Below are 18,474 nucleotides of genomic sequence, written 5' to 3'. Positions count from 1 at the left end.
GGCCTTCGCGAAGGCCCACCGCCCGCGTCTCGCCAGCCGCCCAGGGACGCTGTGATCCGCGGGATCTGTATCGGCTTCGTCCTCTCGCTGTTCCTGTGGGCCGGCCTCTTCGGTCTTGTGGAGGTCCTGCGTCACCTGGGGGGATAGGAATCCGTTCGAGCGGCTGATTCGAAATACGCCCCCCTTGGCAATTCCGACGCACGTTTCCCGCGCTCTCGTTCGACAGACCGTATGTCAAATCAGTCTCCGAGACCCCGCCATCCCTCCTTACCGGGCGCACCCCGGTCGGGGGCAGGCCAGGCATTCACCAGGGCAATCGCGTCATCAATACTGAGCGGATAGGAGACCAGAAAACCCTGGAGCCGGTCCGCGCCGAGGTCGATGGCGATTTCAGCCTCCTGCTCGGTCTCTATGCCCATGACGCAGACTGTCATCCCGCAGGCATGTCCAAGGTCAATCAGGCTCTTGAGCACCTCACGCGCCTCGGGCCGGTCCGCCAGGCCGCGCGCGAAGCACTGGGCCACCTTGATCTGCGAGACGGGAAGATTACGCAGCAGCCGAAAATCCGTCGGCCCATCACCGAAACCGTCTATCGCAATCTGGAACCCTGCCGCCGCCAGTTCGTGAATGCGATCGGTCGCACGATTGGCACGGCGGCCAAATACCGACCATGAAGAGATTTCTAGGACGAAATCGCCGGTGGCGAGGCCATGCGTGTCGATCTCGGCAAGAAGTCTTTTCTGCAGTTCGGTCCCCAGAAGATCGAAACGCGACAGATTGATTCCCAGCAGATGCACCGGCATCCCATGTTCCCGGAAACATTGCAGCGCCGACACCAGCGATCGCATCGTGCGTGCGACAATGGCCGACATGAACTGGGAATCCGCCAGGACGTCGTCAAAGGACGATGCGGGCAGCAGGCCCCGCTGAGGATGGTGCCAGCGCAGCAGGGCCTCGACTTCATTGATCTGCCCGGTGCTGCAGGTCAGAATCGGCTGGAAATACGTTTCGAACTCGTCGGCCGCGACGCCATGCTTGGCGTCGGACAGCGTTTGCGACCGCGTGACAATGGCCCGGCGCAGGTCCGGCCCGAACAGCCGAACCTGCCTGCCGCCCGCGCGCTTGGCGGCATACAAGGCAAGATCTGCATGTTTCTGGGCCTCATCGACCGAGTCATATCCGGCCAGCGGCAGGACACCCAGGCTACCCGACAGCATGACGGCCCCCGCCCCCAGTTCGACCGGCTGTTCGATCGTCGCGAGGATCTGCTCCATCACCAGGTCCCGTGCTGTCGATTGCACCGTTTTTTCAAGTATCAGCGCGAATTCGTCGCCGCCCAGGCGGCATATCGTGTCGGCCGGGTCGATCAGACCGGTCAGGCGCGTCGCGATCGTCCGCAGCACCCTGTCGCCGGCATCGTGACCGTGGTTGTCGTTGACATGCTTGAATCCATCCAGGTCGAACATGACAAGGCATGCCCCGGCACTGTCCCCCATCGCCGCGCGACGCAGGGCGTCGGTCATCCTGTCGTGAAATCCGGCCCGGTTCACAAGGCCGGTCAGCGAATCGGTCACGGCGAGGCTTCCAAGCCGCATGCGGGTCAGCATCAGTTCCGTTATATCGAATCGCGTCGCGATATAGCCCACGATCCGGCCATCCCCGCCTCTCCTGGCAACGATCGTCGTGGCGACCCAATAACAGGACCCGTCCTTCGCCCGGTTTCGGATATTGCCGCGCCATGTCCGTCCTGACCGAAGGGTCTTGTACATGTCGTGGAAAAATTCGGGATCGTGGTAGCCCGAATTGACAATGGCATGCGTGGCGCCCAGAAGTTCGTGCCTGCTGTATTTGCTGATATCGCAAAACCGGTCATTCACATACGTGATCACACCATCGGCATCGGTCATCGCCACGATAAGAATATCATCCACGACGTCCGCCAGAAGGACGGCATCGTGCGACGTCAGGTCGGGTAACTCGTTGGGGGATTCAGACATCGTTTTTATGTCCCACCCGTTGGGCACCTGCCGGGCGATGTCGCGCCAATGGCGCCTCGCGGCGCCCGTTGTATATTTCATGTAAAACAGACGGCTATTTCAGTTCATTTTCGCAATAGTGCCCGAAGCCATGATATGCGGGCCATAAGCGGAAGGAATTCCGTCATGACCCCGCTTGTCCCGGCCTCATTTCCCGTTCGGCGCGGCTGCCAGCAGCGGCCCGACCTTCGCCCATATCGCATCCGCCAGCAGCGCCTGCCCCTGGGCGGTGGGATGGGTATAGTCGCCCTGCCAGTACATGCGGTTCATCACGCTGTACAGGGGCTGGTCGGCCGCGAACGGGTCCAGTTCCATATCCGCGGGAATCGCGCCATTCCGGACGGCGTCCTTGATGGGCTGCCGCAGCGCGCCGTCCGTGTTCGTTTCATCCACCAGCGCGACGGTAAAGCCGTATGTCTTGAGACTTTTCACGATCGTTCCGAGATTCGCGATCGTCTCGGCCATCGGGATGTGATTCGTCTCGAGATGATCGTTGAAGCCGCCGAAGACGACCGCCACGCGCGCCGCCGCCCCCCGCGCCACCGCGGCGGCGGCCGGCAGGGCCGCGCGCATCTGGCGGGTCGTGGCGCCCGCCACGGCAAAATTGTAGCTCTGATAGCGGGCTTTCCGCTGCATCAGCAGGGGCCAGTTGATGCCATCCTGGACCTGATACCCTTCGGTGCGGCTGTCGCCGATGGCGACCAGGACGGATTTGAGCTGAGGCATGAAATTGCCTGACGCCGCCGCCGAAGCGTGAAAGTCGCGCAGGGCGCTGTCGGATATACCGCCGTCCGCGATAACGATGCCCGTCCACTGGCCGGTATTGCGCCCCTGCGAATACCAGCTTCCACCATCAGCATTATAGCCGACATAGCCACCCGCCAGCGCGCCTGACGGCACGGCCGCCCGGTAGGCACTGACGGCGTTTCCCGACATCAGATCATACCCGCCCGGCCCGGCGGCCACGCCGAAGGCCGCCGGGCTGTTGGTCACAACCAGGCCGGTCTTCTGGTCCGGGCTGTTCCGATCGGCCAGATGTACGAACCCGTCGAGCGTATAGCTGCCGGTGAAAATCTTGAACTCCGGCCCGCCATTCTGCCCCCCCAGCATCACGGGCACCGGAAAGGCCCCGGACGCGGTGTTGGACGAGGCATAGACCCCCGTGGTGCCGAAGAAGAAACCGTTCGCGGGGACCTTCAGGCTGCCGGGAATCACGAAGCCGCCCGGACCGTTTCCCTCGCCCCACGAAATCGCCTCGCGCCCGGCGATCCGGATGACGCCGATATGCACGACCTCCCGCCCGGAAACAGCCGTCAGGTGGTTGCCGTGACCGGACTGGTCGTAGATCCGCATGACGGTCGCATCCGTGCCGGGGTCCTTCTCCGCCAGGGCCGCATCGAGCGCGCCGCTGTCGAACGTGCCGTCCGGACGAATGGCGATGGTGCGCGCGCGCCGCTGGCCGGAGACCACGATGGCAAGGTCGAGCGCCGGCCCGGAATATCCGGTGACCATCTGCGTCGGCCCGCCGGCGAACACCGTATGCGCACCGAAGGCATCCCCCGGACGCCCGGTCTTCAGCGCCACCCACCGGGCGGCCCCCACCTGAGCCGACGCGGCCCGCCAGACCTGCCCACGTGCCTGCCACAGATCGCCCTCGACATAGCCGGCGCCGGCGTCGTCCCGCACCGTCGGGGCACGATCGAGGCTGGTCGCCGCCGCGTCGCCGGCGGGAATGCAAATCCCGGATCGCGGCCCGCCCTCCGGCGGGCACGTCGGCGCCGCCGCGTACGCCGCCCCGCTTCCGGCGACGGACAGGCAAGCCAGGGCGGCATGCAGGGCGACGGTGCCGGCCCGTGCCTGTCGCCGACCGACCTTGTTCCCCGCACGGGATTTCGGGAGTGACATACTGGGGTCTTCCTTCACTGGCCGTCGAACACATAATGCAGCAGCAGCATGCCGCTGGCCTCCGACCAGCTTCCGGCGCGGGTATATCCGCCTTCCAGGCCCAATCTCAGCTCGGGATTCACCTGGTAGGCCACCCGTGCCCGACCGGTGCCGGCCACGCCGCTTGCGCCCTGCTTGCCGAAGCTGTTGGGCGGCGTCGTCGTGGATGCCTGTTGCAGACCGTCGTTCAACGGATAGTACGGCGCGGAGGCATCGTGGTAATTCTGATACCCGGCCTCCCCCCGCAGGAACCACGTCCATCTGTCGATATGGCCGGAATATTCGGCCGTCGGCATGATAGCATAATAGGATTGCGGCGAGAAATATCCGCCCTGCCCCCAGGTAAAGTCATAGCTGTTCCGCTTGTAGCCGAAATACGTCAGGTTGACGCCCACCCGCAGACGCTGGCGCTGATCCATCTGCCAGACCGTCGCGCTGCCGCCCAGGCCGGCCTCGACTTCGGTATTGTCGGCGACATGGGTTCCGCTGAGATAGGCGAAACCGCCGCCGGCATACAGGCTCCAGACCGGGGTTGCCCACTCCAGCTCGCCATGACCGTTCAGCCGCGTCACCCCGCCCCAGATCCGCCCCGTCCCCGGGTCCCGCATGCCGGCATAGGACAATTCGCTGTCCGTCACCATGCGGCGGCCCCCGGTGAGCCGCAGGGTCAGGTTGGGTGTCAGATGCGGCGCAAATTCGACCCCGCCCAGGACATTGGCGATCGGGAAACCCAGCGGGGTCGATCCGACATCGGCCGAGAACCAGTTATTGACGTAGCGAAGGTCCAGCCCGACTCCCTGGACATCTTCATGATGATACGCCGAGGCCGGCGCGCCGTTGACCAGAACGGTGCCGAACTGCCGCGCCGTATCGGCGTTCCGCAGCGGGTCGCCGGTGAACAGCGCGACGGGCGTCACCGAGAAGCTCACGCGGTGCAGCCAGGCCGAAAAAGGGAACGTTCCCGTCATCGGGAAGGCCAGTTCGGTCAACTGCCCCAGCCCGCCGGTGCCCAGGCGGCTTCTGACATAGGCATTGGCGTCGATCTGCGGCGAGAGCGAGTCACGCACATAGACGATCTGCCGGTTCACCGACGCCGTCTGGTCGTCCTGCGGCAGATAATGAGAGCTCGCCGGCAGGGGTGCACCCCGCTGGGGGTCGTACTCGGTGTCGATATCGGGCCAGCGATAATCCGGCTGCCGGATCGCCTCCGCGCTGCAATCGGTGTCGGCCGGGGCGCGGCATTGCAGGTGGCGCGCCTGTTCCAGGTCCGCAAGCCGCTGCGTGTCACGACCCTCGACCCGGTTGTTTTCGGCGCGCACCTGCCATGTGACGGGGTTGTCGGGGGCACGCGCCGTCAGTTGCTGTGCCATAGCCCGGGCCAGGGGGCGATCGTTCAGGGCCAGCGCATCCAGCGCGACGGCGGCCATCGCCTCCACGCTGTCCGGCCGCCTGCGCAGGGCGTCCTGATCGGTGCGCAGCGCCAGGTCGGATTTGCCCTGCGCCCGGTAGACCCGTCCCAGCGCCAGCCATGCCCGCGCGGCATCGGGATGCGCCGCGACCACGGGCGCGATGACGCCGTACGCCTGGTCCGGCTGTTTGTGGCCGATCAGGCGATCGGTCTTCAGCACCGCAAGGCCGACCGCGACATCCTCGCGCGCCTGGGCCTCATCCGCCGTGGGCGGAGTTGCCTGCGCCCGCGCCAGGCGGTCGTACTCGTCCAGAAACCGCTGCGTGTCGCCGACCGATTGCAGCCGCAGGGACAAGCCGGCATAGACCAGCCGCTGATTCGGCTGGGGCGATGGGGTAATCGCGGCCTCATGCGTCACGACCCATCGCGCGCTGCCCACCTCATGCCTGTCCAGCAGCGCGTTCACCAGGACCGCCGCGCGATCGCCCGTGGGGTCGGGCTGGTCCGCCAGCACGAGGATCGAACGTATGTCGTTCGGCGGCAGGGCCCGAATCTGCCGGTACAGGGCGATCTGCCGCATAATTCGCGCCATATCGGCATTGCCCGCCGCGGGCGGCAGACGGGCGATCAACTGTTCCGCCCGGTCGATGTCATGACCGAACATGGCAAAGATGATCCCGGCCTGAAGATTGGCCGCCGGCGCATGGATGTCCCCCGTCAGGCCGTCCATCATGTCCCGGGCCTCTTGCGTCCGGCCGTCACGGTACAGGGCCTGCGCCAGGTTCAGGCTCAGCCATGGATCGCCCGGCACCCGGTCCCGCGCCTGGCGCAGGAAGCCGATCCGCTCGGCGTCGCTCCTGGCATGGGCGGCGCGATCCAGGTCGTTGGCGGCCTCCAGCCGCGGCAGCAACGCCGGCCGCTCCGTCGCCAGGCGGGCCATCAGGACCCTGGCCTCGTCCTCCTGCCCTCGCTGGAACAGCAGGTCGGCCAGGTTGAACATGGCGTCGGCGTCATGCGGACGGCGACGCAGCACTTCGCGATAGATCCGCTCGGCCTCGGCGGGGCGCCCCTGTCGCCGGTCCAGGCCGCCCTCTATCATCAGGACGGACAACCTCGTCTGGGGGCGGTGCGCCAGACGGGCCAGGGCGGCACGCGCCGCGTCATACCGGCCTTCGGCCATCAGATGGGTGATCCGGACGATCTCCGGATCGTTTCCGCCGACCGCGTCCAGGCTCTTGATCGCCGCGCGCCAGTGCGAGGCGCGCGCCGCATCGGCCGCGAGCGCCCGGCGGAAATAGCCGCGCGCCACTGCCGGCTGCCGGCGCTGCTGTGCCACCAGGCCCAGCCCGCCCAGCACGTCCGCGTCCCGCGGGTTGACGGCCAGGGCGCGCTGGAACGCCGCGCTGGCCGCGTCCAGCCGCCCATGGGTCAGCAGGACATATCCCTCGGTCCGATCGTTCCCTTCGTCGATGGTCGCCTTGGTTGCCCGCGCCTTCTCCAGCCGGCTGACGACCATGGCGTCATCGGGGTGCAGCGCCAGCCACTCCATGTACAGCGGGATGCTGGCGCCGATGATCGGCAGCCACGCCAGACTATCCCGCCACGCCTGTACCGCCAGCCCACGAATGACCGGCGGGGCATCGCCCAGCGCCAGCTGGCGAAGTTGCGCCAGTCCGGCCGCGCGCGTGACGTCACGATAGGTCAGGATCTGGGCCAGCACCAGGCGCGCGTCCAGATCATGCGGACTGCTGGCGACCAGTGCCGTCAGCTTCGTGCGGGCCTCGTTATATCCCAGGATGGTCCCCCCCAGGACACGGTAATATTCCAGCGCCAGCCCGGGCGGGGGATCGCCGTTGCGAAACAGGGCCCGGTAGCGGAACATCGCCGCCAGCATATTGCCCGACCCGGCAAGGCGGCGCGCTTCCTCCAGCCCCTTGGGGTCGACCGGACCGAACTGCAGCGTTGCGCGCAGGCGCCCCACCTGCTCCGCACTGCCGCCCGCCTTGACCAGGCGGTCCAACGTGGTGCGGGCGCCGGTCAGGTCTCCCTTATCGACCTGGACGCTCCCCAACATCGCCAGCGCGTCCCCATTGTCGGGCTGTATGGCGAGCGCCCTCTGGATGCTGCCCAGCGCCCTGTCGGGCTGGCGTGCGTCGATCCAGTAATGTCCTTCTTCCAGGACCAGATTCAGCACGGATTCCGCATGCGTGCGCCGCGCCGCGTCGGACGATGATCCGATATGCGGACTTCCAACCGCCGCCCCATCGGCCGGGCCGCCACCAGCCGGCACCGGCGCGTCCTGGGCCAGCGCGGGCGTACCCAGGGCCAGGCCGCCCAGCACCATCCCCCCGCGGAGCAGCCCGCCCAGGATCGTCGCACCGCATGCCTGCGCCCGCGAGCCGCCACCGGCCGACGCCCCCAAGACAGCCTTGGGCCACCCGCCCTGACATGGACCACGATGACGCCTAATGAACACGGTACGTGGCCGAGACGGAGAATAGGACCAGCGCCAGAATTGTGCAGGCCCCCACCAGGAAACCGGCCCCACGCACCCGCACGTCCTGGCGGGCCGTCTTCTCGTACTCCAGCCCCACCCGCTCGACGAACAGGTAACTGAACAGGCTGACGACCATGACGATGCCCAGTACGGCGGCCATCGTCCAGCCGTGGACCTGGAACGCCATCAGGTAGTTCGCAACAACGATTCCCGGCCAATGCCAGAGATAGATCGAATAGGAGATCACGCCCACCGGCGACAGGGGCACCAGCCCGATCCGCGCGGCCCCCGTCTGCGGCAGCATGATCAGCGCAACGACGGCCAGGCACGGGAGGGCGGACATGTAGGACGGGCAGGCGAAGTCCAGCCGGTAGAACAGCGCGGCCCCGATCAGCATGGCATAGGCGGCGGCGAAGACAAGCGTGGCCGCCCCCCTGGACAGGCGCAGCGGCGGCAGGATCCAGATCATCGTCCCCAGCGAAAACTGCCACATCCGGTCGAAGATATTGTAATATCCCTGCGTGTCGCCGTGCAGGTGACTGACCATGCTGAAGGCGAACGACAGCAGGCAGATGGCTGAGATCGCCCATTTGCGGTGCCGGAGGAAGGGCAGGAAAAGCGCCATCATGAAAATGATGGTATAGAACTGCATTTCCAGGGACAGCGACCATGTGTGCAGAAACGGATAGGCGATGCTCTGCCCCTCGAAATAGCCGACGTGCCCTGATGCCCAGATATTCGACAGGTAGACCAGCGCATAGGCGCCGTTGAGGGCGACATCGGCACGATCGCTCGGCAGGAGCCACCACAGCATGCCGGCCGACACCAGCGCGATCATGCACAGCAGCGCGGGCAACAGGCGATAGAGGCGACGGCAGACGAAATTCACCGGCTTGAAGGGATGCTGCATGAGCGCCGACCGGCCCATGAAATAGCCTGATATCACGACGAAGATGTCGACGCCGACAAAGCCGCCGCGCAACCATCCGGCATGAAACAGCACGACCATGAGAACGGCCAGCCCCCGCAGCCCGTCGATATCGCGTCGACGATCCGTGGGGAAGAATTCACGCTGCAGAAGCTGCGTCCAGGACGTCTTCGCAGGGGGGGCCATATAACGCTCAAGCATACCGGTGTTCCGTCAGTAGCGATATCAGGGGAGAAACGACAAGGCGGCGATGGGTCGCCCGGTCCTGCCCGGGGGCGGACGACCCGCGATCCCTTACGGCGTCAGCGTTCCACTGTCCTTCACCTTTTGCAGCAGCGGGACGGTCGCCTGAATGATCTGGTCCCCCCAGGTCTTGTAGCTGGCCGGCGTCGCGTGAATGCCGTCGATGGTCTGGACCGTTCCGGGCTTCATCAGGGCGGTGCCGTCGATATAGGTGCAGGGCGCGACCTCGCCCTTCAGGAAATTCGCCATCTCGGTCGCGCGGGCGTCCGTCTTGCCGTAGCGCGGGCTGTACTGGCCCCAGGTCGGACCGACCCAGATGCATGCGGTCTTGCCGATCGTATAGGTCAGGGTCTTGACCTGCTGGTCGACCCACTCCTTGGAAAATGAATCCTGTCCGTACGACGCCATCGTGTCGCCCAGCACCACCATCACGACATTCGGATGCCATTTGTCGATCAGCGAGGCGATCGGCGGCGGGGACGCGGGCTGCATGTTCGGCGGGCCCAGCGGTTCGTCATCAATTCGCTGGGCAGCGCCGCAGCCGTTGTTGGGATTGGGCACGACCCAGTCGGCCGCCTGCGACGAACAGACGCCGTAGGCCACGACCTTGGCGCCCTGCCGGGTCAATTCGTCCGGCAGGATGGATAGAAGCGAGTCCTTGAACGTCACATGGCTGTCGCCGATGATCAGCAACGTCAGACCCGCAAGAAGGGCACTCATACTTAACTCTCCTGATTTACATATGTCCGGCGAACCGCATTCACCGGCATTCAACATGCCCTTCCGCCTGTCCAGGCGGAAGGGCATGGCATCATGGATCCCCGGTCAGGTCGGTGCGACCCACCCTGCTACGCGCCCGGGCCCGCAGCCAGCGCCACACTACCAGCGCCAGCAGCCCGGCCCCGACCAGCCCGACAATATAAAGCAAGACGGGATTACCGCCGAAATACCAGTCCGGCCACATCCAGAACGGCAGTGAACCGACGGTGTAAAGCGGAGCCGTGCGATAGCTGGTGACCTGGTCGCCGTTCTTGAGCATCAGGTCGCCCTGGATCAGCGGGGCGGCGTGCCGGTCACGCAACGCCAGGACAACATCCTGCAGGCGCTGCGGCGTATCGCCCAGGATCGCGACGACCGAGCGGTCGGCGGCGTAGGGAGATTGCGCCCCGAGCAGCAGCCCCGCCCCCGCGATCGGCGCGTTCAGGTTCGCCGAAACCCCGTTCCGCAGGCCGGTGTGATCACGATCCTGGAACAGGTACCATATGTTCTGCAGCCCGATATGCTGGCCAACCGTAACCCGCCTGTCGGCGATGACGTACGACGAACGCGACAGCAGCGGTTCGGCGCCATGCAGGCGGTCGGCCGGCGACAGCAGGATGATATCGCCCGACGGCGGATGGCTGGCCGTCTCGTCGGCATAGGCAATATGGACCCCGGTCGCCGGGAACCACGTCGACGCACCGAAGAAACCCATCAGGTCGAAATAGGCCGACGCCGTCCCGATATCCGGATTACGCGGCATGACGACGGTCGTTTCGGACAGATCGGCCATCCGCGAGAAGGGAAAGGCCGCCCCAGCGAAATAAGACAAGTTCGGCAGGGTGGTGAAATGGTGTGCCCGACGGAAATCGAAGGTGGAATCGGAATCGACGCTCATGCGGATATCGGCAGGCACGCGCCGGCAGGCGCCACGGTCGATCGGACGCGCGTCGAAATCGAACTGCAACTGATTCTGCCCGAAGACCAGCCACGCCGGCAGCGCGACCCGGTGGCCGATAGCACCGGCATGTGGATCCATCAGCCGCCGCGACCATCTTTCCCATGTGCTGGGGGGGACCAGGGAATAGCTTTGCAGGTAATTGTCGTTGACGCGGACATCCAGGCGCGACGTCTCGAGGTCCATGATCGGGCTGCCGGGCGCGCGAACCCACAGGTCCATCATGAAGGGACGGTGATGCCAGGTATAAAGGTCAGGCGGCAGATGGAACGGCACCGTCAGTTCGGTGGGCACGAAGCCAACGGCGTGAAGCGTGCTGGACGGCACCAGTTCGCCCAGGCGCACCGGCCGGTCGGTGGGGATGAAGGCAGGGGCATCATAGGGCTTGCGCGGCGTCATCGTGACGTCCGTCACGACCTTGGAGCCGACCGCCCCCAGCGTATCCGGCGACAGGACCATCGTGCGTGCCGCGATCTCGACCTCCCGCGCGTCGCGCCCGGTGACCAGCAGCACGGTGCCCCAGCGATCGTGGGGGTTGGGAATTTCCGCAAGCGTCGGCCCCGCGGGCGGCTTGCCATCCGGACCGACCGGCAGATTCTCGCCGATCTCGATCGCATTGCCCGCCGCCGGGATATCCGCCATCACCGGGAAGGACACTTCCCGGAAATCCGCCAGCTTCCCGAACCACGACGCGATCACGCCGCCGGCTCGCAAGCTGCCGGTCGAGGTCGATGGCAGCACGATCGGGATACGCAGGGCCGACCGCAGGTTCGGATCGAAGAACGGGGACGGCAGGTGGGCCAGCGTCCGTTCAGGCGCAATCCGCACCGTGGTCAGCGTGATCCGGGACAGGTCGGAAATCCGCGCCCACAGGACCTCGTTGTACAGATCGTTGCAGTCCCGCCGATATTCGCCGGCAAAATGAAAATTCAGCGTGTTCTTGCCAGCAAAATACAACGGATTGACATCGAACGTCAGCGGTCCGAATTCGGGATGCTGGGGATCGACCTTGATCGTCCCGATATATTGTTCGTTGAGCGTGACGGTGACGGCACTGGCCTCGGGCAACAGCGACGGCGACAGCGCACCGGACAATGTCAGTTGCGCATGGGTCACCACACGGTTGAACGGCACGGCGATGGTCAGGCCCTGGAGCGGACTATATCCCCGCAACGTCAACGGCCCGTTCACCGCGCCCAGATCGCGGAACGACAGGGTATTGGTCACCTCGACATCCGACACTCGGTCGGCCGCGGTCTGGTCCATCGCAGGGGGCGCCACGGGTGCTGCGTCCCCCGCATTGGGATCGCCGATCGGCAGGCCCGCTTGCGCCGCGGGGGCCGTCAGCGGCAGGGTTGTCTGCGCCACGGCGACGGTCATTCCCATCGCGGCAATTCCAGATGCCATCATGAAAGAGGCGACCACCCCGCTTCGGGCGACACGCCGCGCGGGTTGCAGCACCAAGCTTCTCTTTTCCAATTTTTCTTCCTTGGCAATGATGGCGACGGCCGCCTTGGCCGTAGTAGGGATCGTACGTCCCTCATATTTCGCACTGGGCTTGAACAGGCCGATTACGCTTTTCAGAATGATGTAAAAGCTTCGGATCGGGCGGTCCGGGGCGTAATTCGCCCAGTCCGCCCAGGCATCGTGACGACCGAATACCATGGCCACCACCTGCCGTTCATCGTGCAGACCATCGATAACCCACTGCGCGTGCAGCAAGCCGTCACGCTGACGCAGGATCCGCGCGGGCACCGACACCTCAATGCCGTCCTGTTCATTGTGATACCCGATAGTCACCTGCATCGGCCCGGCCAGCGGTGCGGTCCAGGGGGATTGCATGCCAAAACCGCCCAGCGAGATGTCGGTGGTCCGGGTGGACCACACCTGTCCCGACGCGGCGGTGACCGTAATCGGCAGGTTCGCTTTCACACGATGCTGCAGGCGGGTCTGCCGCGTTTCACGACCCACCGAAATGGACGCCAGCACGGTGAACAGGCTTAGCCCGGCCCACACCATATTCAGCAGCAGGGACTGGAAGGACAGGCGGTCCAGATGCTGCCAGAGCGCGTCCACCACGCCGCGAACCATTGCCAGGCCCAGAACGACCGAAAGGATGACGTTCGGATAGACCGCGTCGAAATCCAGAAACTCCTTGTCCAGCAATGTTCCCTTGGCCGTGACGTTGAAGCGCCCGCGCCGTGGCAGCAGCAGGGTTATGACCGTCAGGCGGACCAGAAACAGGGCAAGAGAGGTCTCGTAGATCTCGCTCCAGAAGGTGTAGCGCCAGCGCCCTTCGATCCGGGACAGGGTCATGAGCGAATGTACGATATGCGGCATCGCATAGACCATGATCGCCAGTGGCGACGCGGCGAAAATGTTCTGGCCCAACACCAGAAAGGCCAGGGGCGAAAGCAGGAAAATGACCCGTGGAATCGCAAACAGAAAATGCAATGTCGCGGATAAATAGCACAGCCGCTGCTCCCAGCGGAGGCCATGTCCCGTCAACGGGTTGTCCAGGCGCATGATCTGCAGCATGCCGCGCGCCCAGCGCATGCGCTGCCCGATGTGGAAGATCAGGCGTTCGGTCGCAAGCCCGCCGGCCAGCGGCTCGCGCAGGTAGGCGGTGCTCCAGCCCTGGCGCTGCATCTTGAGCGCCGTGTGCGCATCCTCGGTCACGGTTTCGGTAGCGAAACCACCGATCCCCAGAATTGCGCTGCGCCGGATCACCGCACAGGATCCGCAGAAGAAGGTTGCATCCCAGAAATCGTTGCCGTCCTGGATCAGCCCATAGAACATGTTTCCTTCAGGGGGCACTTCCTCGGCCGCCGTCAGGTTCCGCTTGAACGGATCGGAGGAGTAAAAATGATGCGGCGTCTGCAGCATCGCCATCTTGGGCTCGGCGACCAGCCATCCCACCGTTTTCTTCAGGAAGCCGCGAGTCGGTATATGGTCGCAATCGAAAATGACCATCATCTCGCCGTGGGTGACACTGACGGCGTGGTTCAGGTTGCCGGCCTTGGCATGCCTGTTGTCGGCACGGGTGATGTAGCCCACGCCGACTTCCAGCGCGAAATCGCGAAATTCGCGGCGCCGGCCATCGTCCAGGATATAGACATTCAGCTTGTCGGCAGGCCAGTCAAGGTCCAGCGACGCCAGTACCGTGGAACGTACCAGCGTCAGGTCTTCTTCATAGGTCGGGATATAGACATCAATCGTGGGCCAGTTGGCCTGGTCGGCCGGCAACGGATACGAAAGACGCCGCAAGGGCCACACCATCTGGAAGTAGCTGAGGCACAACATCAGCAGGGCGTATATTTCAGCCAGCAGCAGCATGATTGACAGGATCGACTGGAGCCAATTCCCCAGCACGATCGTCGTGTTCAGCCGCCAGGCCATGTAGCGCATGGACACCAGCAGCGACAGCGCCATCAGGAAGCAACTCGCGGCACGCCCTTTCCTGCGATTGACGACCAGCATCAGGCTGATCGTCCCAACGGACAGCAACCCCTGCTGATACGGCGTCAGCTCCACGCCCCCCACGACAAGCATCATGCCCACGCCGAAGCCCGCAACAAGCAGGGAAACGAACGGAGACCTGAGGAAGATCTCCGACTTCGCAAGCATGTTTTCCATATTCACATTACGTATGTTACGCATGGCAGTCGCTCGTTCCGAACCCGTCAGGAGACATCCCTGACGGGCGGCCCCTCGTCCCCACATGAATGCGCCGTTCGTTATCCGCGCCCAGCCTGCCGCACCCACATGGGACCGCCCGGTAGTTCGGCTTCAAGAACGTCACACAAACCACTTTGCGCCCGTCGACGACGGGGCCACGCCCCAGGTCGTCCGGGCGCAATACAAGTTGCATGTCCGACGGCGCCCCCATCCTGGGACCACCGCTGCACACCTCGGCTATATGTCGCGAACGTATCCCCTTTTTTGCATCGCCCCCGCAATGACATCTGACTCATATAGTAATAAACGGACGAATCAAATAAAAGAATACCCCATATGGGGCTAGACGAGATGACATAAATGCATTATGCGTCCGAGGGGACTTTTATATAAAGAGTTCTTCCCAATTCTTCCAGCAGGGGACGAGTGCGGATCGCATCCGATCATATTCAGCATGATTTTCATGCCGTTATCCAGGCGTTCTTTCCGCAGATGCCGGAAGCGCTGCGACTGAACCGCTGTGGGTTTCCCACAGTCGAAACCGGTTGAATCACGCTGCCGTCACAATATTTTGATTATCGGGATGGAAATTTCTTTTGCCTCGGCTGGAATGAGGGACCCAGTCGAGGGTAGTTCGACATCCTCGACAGAGCACCACGGTCCGCCGATGGATGAGTCCAGCCTTGCCGCTGCGCATCGTCTTCACGGCCCCGCCATGCTGGACACCCTTCAGTTTCATCGCCCCCGTCAGGCGCGGCAATTGGGGCACTGCAAGAACAGTTTACCGGACCGTTGGCAGATCAGGCGTGCGATCCGGCGACGCCAGGGGTAGGATTAAGAAGATAATATTACGGGTGTGATGTACATTCCGTCAGAATTCCACGTGGTTTTCAGCCCGGTCGTCAACGACGCCATCGTACACCAACGCCTGGAAAAGACCGGACGCGGCGTCCAGACCGCCGTGTATTGATGTCGACCCTATGTCCCTGCCTGCCTGGATCTTTCATCTCTTTCATTACGTCGCGCGATCGAGACCGAGGTCGCCCGCAATGCCCCGCACCGTCATATGCAGAACGCGGCCCCGCGGGGACGTGGATTCCGACCTTCCCATATGAGGTGATCGGGCCCCGCGGAACCCGTTCGATCCCGACAAGGCACTAGGGAGCGGCCAGCCGAACCCCGCGTGATTTGCAAGGAAAGGTTCCCCGGAATGAGCGATTACGATGTGCTGGATGCGCGCTTCGGCGCGCTGATCATCGGTCATGCCAAACTGGAAAAGCTGTGGAGCGGCAGCCGCTGGGCGGAAGGACCGGTCTATGTCCCCGCCGGCAGATATCTGCTGTGGTCGGACATTCCCAACGACCGCGTGCTGCGTTTCAACGAGATGGACGGCCACGTCGGCGTGTTCGAAAGCGCGTGCGGCTACCAGAACGGCCACACGCTGGACCGCCAGGGGCGGGTGGTCGCGTGCGAACATGGCGGCCGGCGCATCGCCCGCCTCGACCACGATGGCGTCTGGCGTGCCGTCGTCGAACGGTTCGAGGGCGCGCGCCTGAACTCGCCCAACGATGTCATCGTAAAATCGGATGGCACGATCTGGTTCTCCGACCCGACCTACGGCATCGACAGCCATTACGAAGGACATATGGCACGCGCCGAGATCGGCGGGTCCTATGTCTATCGCCACGACCCCGCGCGGGGCACGACGCAGATCGTCGCGCGCGACCTGGTCCAGCCGAACGGCCTCGCCTTCTCGCCGGATGAATCCACGCTGTATATCTCCGATACGGGCGCGACCCACCGGCCTTCCATGCGATCCGCGCTTTATGCCTACCCGGTGCATGACGGCGGGCACACGCTTGCCGAGCGCAGGCTGCTGTCGGAATCCCCGTGCGGGCTGTATGATGGATTTCGGGTGGACTGGCACGGCAATATCTGGACGTCGAGCGCGGACTCCGTGCGCGCGCTCGCGCCCGACGGCACACTGCTGGGGCGCATCCTGCTGCCCGAGACCGTCTCGAACATGGCGTTCGGCGGCCCGAAGCGGAACCGGCTTTACATTACGGCGCACACATCGCTCTACGCCCTCTTTCTCAACACGCATGAATGTGGATTCCCCGGGGAGGCAGCATGACCGTGTCAGGACCTATCGCAATCGTGACCGGTGGCGGCTCGGGCATCGGGCGGGCGGTGGCGCTGGGGCTTGCCCAGGACGGGTACCGGGTCGTGATCGCGGGACGCCGCCTTGCATTGCTTCAGGAGGTGGCCGCCGAGGTCCCCACGCAGATAACGCCATTCGCCTGCGACCTGACCCAGCCCGAGGAGGTCGACGCGCTGTTCGACACCGTCGCGCGGGATTTCGGACGGCTGGACCTGCTGTTCAACAATGCCGGCGTCTCCGGGCCGCCCTGCCTGCTGGAGGATATGTCGCCTGCCGACTGGCTGCGTGTACTGGACATCAACGTGAACGGCCTGTTCTACTGCACCCAGGCCGCCTTCCGGATCATGAAGGCGCAGGCGCCGCAGGGCGGACGCATCATCAACAACGGCTCGATTTCCGCCACTACGCCGCGCCCGAATTCCATCGCCTACACCGCCGCCAAGCATGCGGTGGCGGGCATGACCAAGGCGACCGCGCTCGACGGGCGCAAATATCGGATCGGTTGCGGGCAGATCGATATCGGCAACGCGCAGACCAGCATGGCAACCGCCATGCAGCAGGGCACCCTGCAGGCCGACCTCTCCACCCGCCCCGAGCCGATGCTCGATCTGGCCTGCGTCGTCTCCGCCATCCGCTGCATGGCCTCCCTGCCGCCGGAAGCGGTCGTGCAATCCATGACCGTGCTGCCGGTGGGCATGCCCTCCTTCGTCGGGCGTGGATGAGCCGGACGACCGGGACAAGGATTGAGAGTGATAATCATATCCATTATCATATTGATATATATACGTTTTTTATTTGCAGGGCGTCGGGTTGTGCGATACATGCAGGATAACATCCTCCTCATGAAATGAAGAAAGCAGTCCCATGCCGATCAAGGACCCGCAGGTCATCGAGCACCTGAACATCCAGCTCACCAACGAACTGACGGCGATCAACCAATATTTCCTGCATGCCCGCACGCTGAACCACTGGGGCGTGACCCTGCTGGGCAAGAAGGAATACGAGGAATCGATCGAGGAGATGCGCCACGCCGACTGGCTGATCGAGCGCATCCTGTATCTGGGCGGCCTGCCGAACGTGCAGCGGCTGAACACCATCCTGGTGGGCCAGAACGTTCAGGAGATCCTGGAATGCGATCTCAAGCTCGAAGAAAAGGCGCTGGTCGACCTGCGCGAAGGCATCGCCTATTGCGAGAGCGTACGTGACTACGTGTCACGCGATCTGCTGCTGAAAATCCTCGAGAATGAAGAAGAGCACGAGGACTTCCTCGACCGTCAGTTCGACCTGATCAAGCTGGTCGGGATTGAACGCTACATCCACCTGAACTCGGCTCCGGCGCCCGAGCAGAGCTGATTTCCACCGGACGCGCGCCCAGGCTTGCAGGTCATGCCGGCCTGACGCGCGCTCCGGCGTATGACGGCGGCCTCCGGCTCGCCCGCTCCCAGCCGCGCCAGTGGCGGCCAGTGCCTGCCGCAAGGCCCGCGCGCCTTCCATCCATGGCGGACTCGGCGTCCGGCCGAGTTTCGATCCCGCTCCGGCGGGCTTGACCTGCCATCCACGCCAGGCTTCTTCCAGTCCGCGCTTTTACCCGACGGCACCGGAAACGTGCGGATACGCCTGCCCCTCCCGGGCCTGCCTCAACGCCATGCAGGCTGGACCAGGCCCGACGACCGATCGAGCGTGACACGAACGGTCCGCCCAATCCTCGGTCGACGGTATCCGCAGACATTGTCCCATACGCCTGGGCCGGCCGGATACAGGGCGAAGGCGTCGTGTGCAAGGCGGGTCACGCCAGATCTTGCACGGACATTGCACACGAATTCAGCAGGTGCCATCGGGCCGCCGGATGACGCAGCGAAATA

Annotated in this window: 9 protein-coding genes; 3 read left to right on the top strand and 6 right to left on the bottom strand. The window is 64.3% G+C overall.

The window, feature by feature from the left end; translation table 11 throughout:
- Nucleotides 1–239 precede the first annotated feature (239 nt).
- The 6 genes from HLH34_RS03385 to bcsA all read right to left on the bottom strand — a co-directional run bounded on the left by HLH34_RS03385 (nt 240) and on the right by bcsA (nt 14,400).
- Nucleotides 240–1,997, bottom strand: a complete 1,758-nt coding sequence (locus tag HLH34_RS03385) for a putative bifunctional diguanylate cyclase/phosphodiesterase (protein WP_183118195.1) — start codon at nt 1,995–1,997, stop codon at nt 240–242.
- Nucleotides 1,998–2,183: 186 nt separating this feature from the next.
- Entirely contained in the window at nt 2,184–3,941 is a 1,758-nt protein-coding gene (locus HLH34_RS03380; RefSeq protein WP_183118194.1) for an SGNH/GDSL hydrolase family protein, read from the bottom strand.
- Between the two features lie 14 nt (nt 3,942–3,955).
- The gene (locus HLH34_RS03375) at nt 3,956–7,810 is read right to left on the bottom strand and encodes a cellulose biosynthesis protein BcsC (RefSeq protein ID WP_183118193.1); all 3,855 of its coding nucleotides are present in this window, start codon (nt 7,808–7,810) and stop codon (nt 3,956–3,958) included.
- A 43-nt stretch (nt 7,811–7,853) separates the two neighbouring features.
- Entirely contained in the window at nt 7,854–9,014 is a 1,161-nt protein-coding gene (locus HLH34_RS03370; RefSeq protein WP_183118192.1) for an acyltransferase family protein, read from the bottom strand.
- A 93-nt stretch (nt 9,015–9,107) separates the two neighbouring features.
- Nucleotides 9,108–9,776: an SGNH/GDSL hydrolase family protein gene (locus tag HLH34_RS03365; protein ID WP_183118191.1), complete on the bottom strand. Its 669-nt coding sequence runs from the start codon at nt 9,774–9,776 to the stop codon at nt 9,108–9,110.
- A gap of 91 nt (nt 9,777–9,867) precedes the next feature.
- Nucleotides 9,868–14,400, bottom strand: coding sequence for a UDP-forming cellulose synthase catalytic subunit (gene bcsA / locus HLH34_RS03360; protein ID WP_183118190.1), 4,533 nt, complete (start codon nt 14,398–14,400; stop codon nt 9,868–9,870).
- A 1,261-nt stretch (nt 14,401–15,661) separates the two neighbouring features.
- Here bcsA and HLH34_RS03355 point away from each other — a divergent pair.
- From HLH34_RS03355 to bfr, 3 genes are all read left to right on the top strand, one after another.
- Entirely contained in the window at nt 15,662–16,585 is a 924-nt protein-coding gene (locus HLH34_RS03355; protein WP_183118189.1) for an SMP-30/gluconolactonase/LRE family protein, read from the top strand.
- Nucleotides 16,582–17,334 (top strand): SDR family oxidoreductase, encoded by a 753-nt coding sequence (locus HLH34_RS03350; protein WP_183118188.1) that lies wholly within the window; start codon nt 16,582–16,584, stop codon nt 17,332–17,334. Before HLH34_RS03355 ends, HLH34_RS03350 begins: the two co-directional genes overlap by 4 nt.
- 142 nt (nt 17,335–17,476) lie before the next feature.
- Entirely contained in the window at nt 17,477–17,965 is a 489-nt protein-coding gene (gene bfr / locus HLH34_RS03345) for a bacterioferritin (protein ID WP_183118187.1), read from the top strand.
- The last annotated feature ends 509 nt before the right edge of the window (nt 17,966–18,474 follow it).

This window comes from Gluconacetobacter azotocaptans (assembly GCF_014174355.1).
Lineage (GTDB): Bacteria > Pseudomonadota > Alphaproteobacteria > Acetobacterales > Acetobacteraceae > Gluconacetobacter > Gluconacetobacter azotocaptans.
Note: the sequence above shows the minus strand (reverse complement) of the source record. Positions and strands in the feature narration are given on the sequence as shown.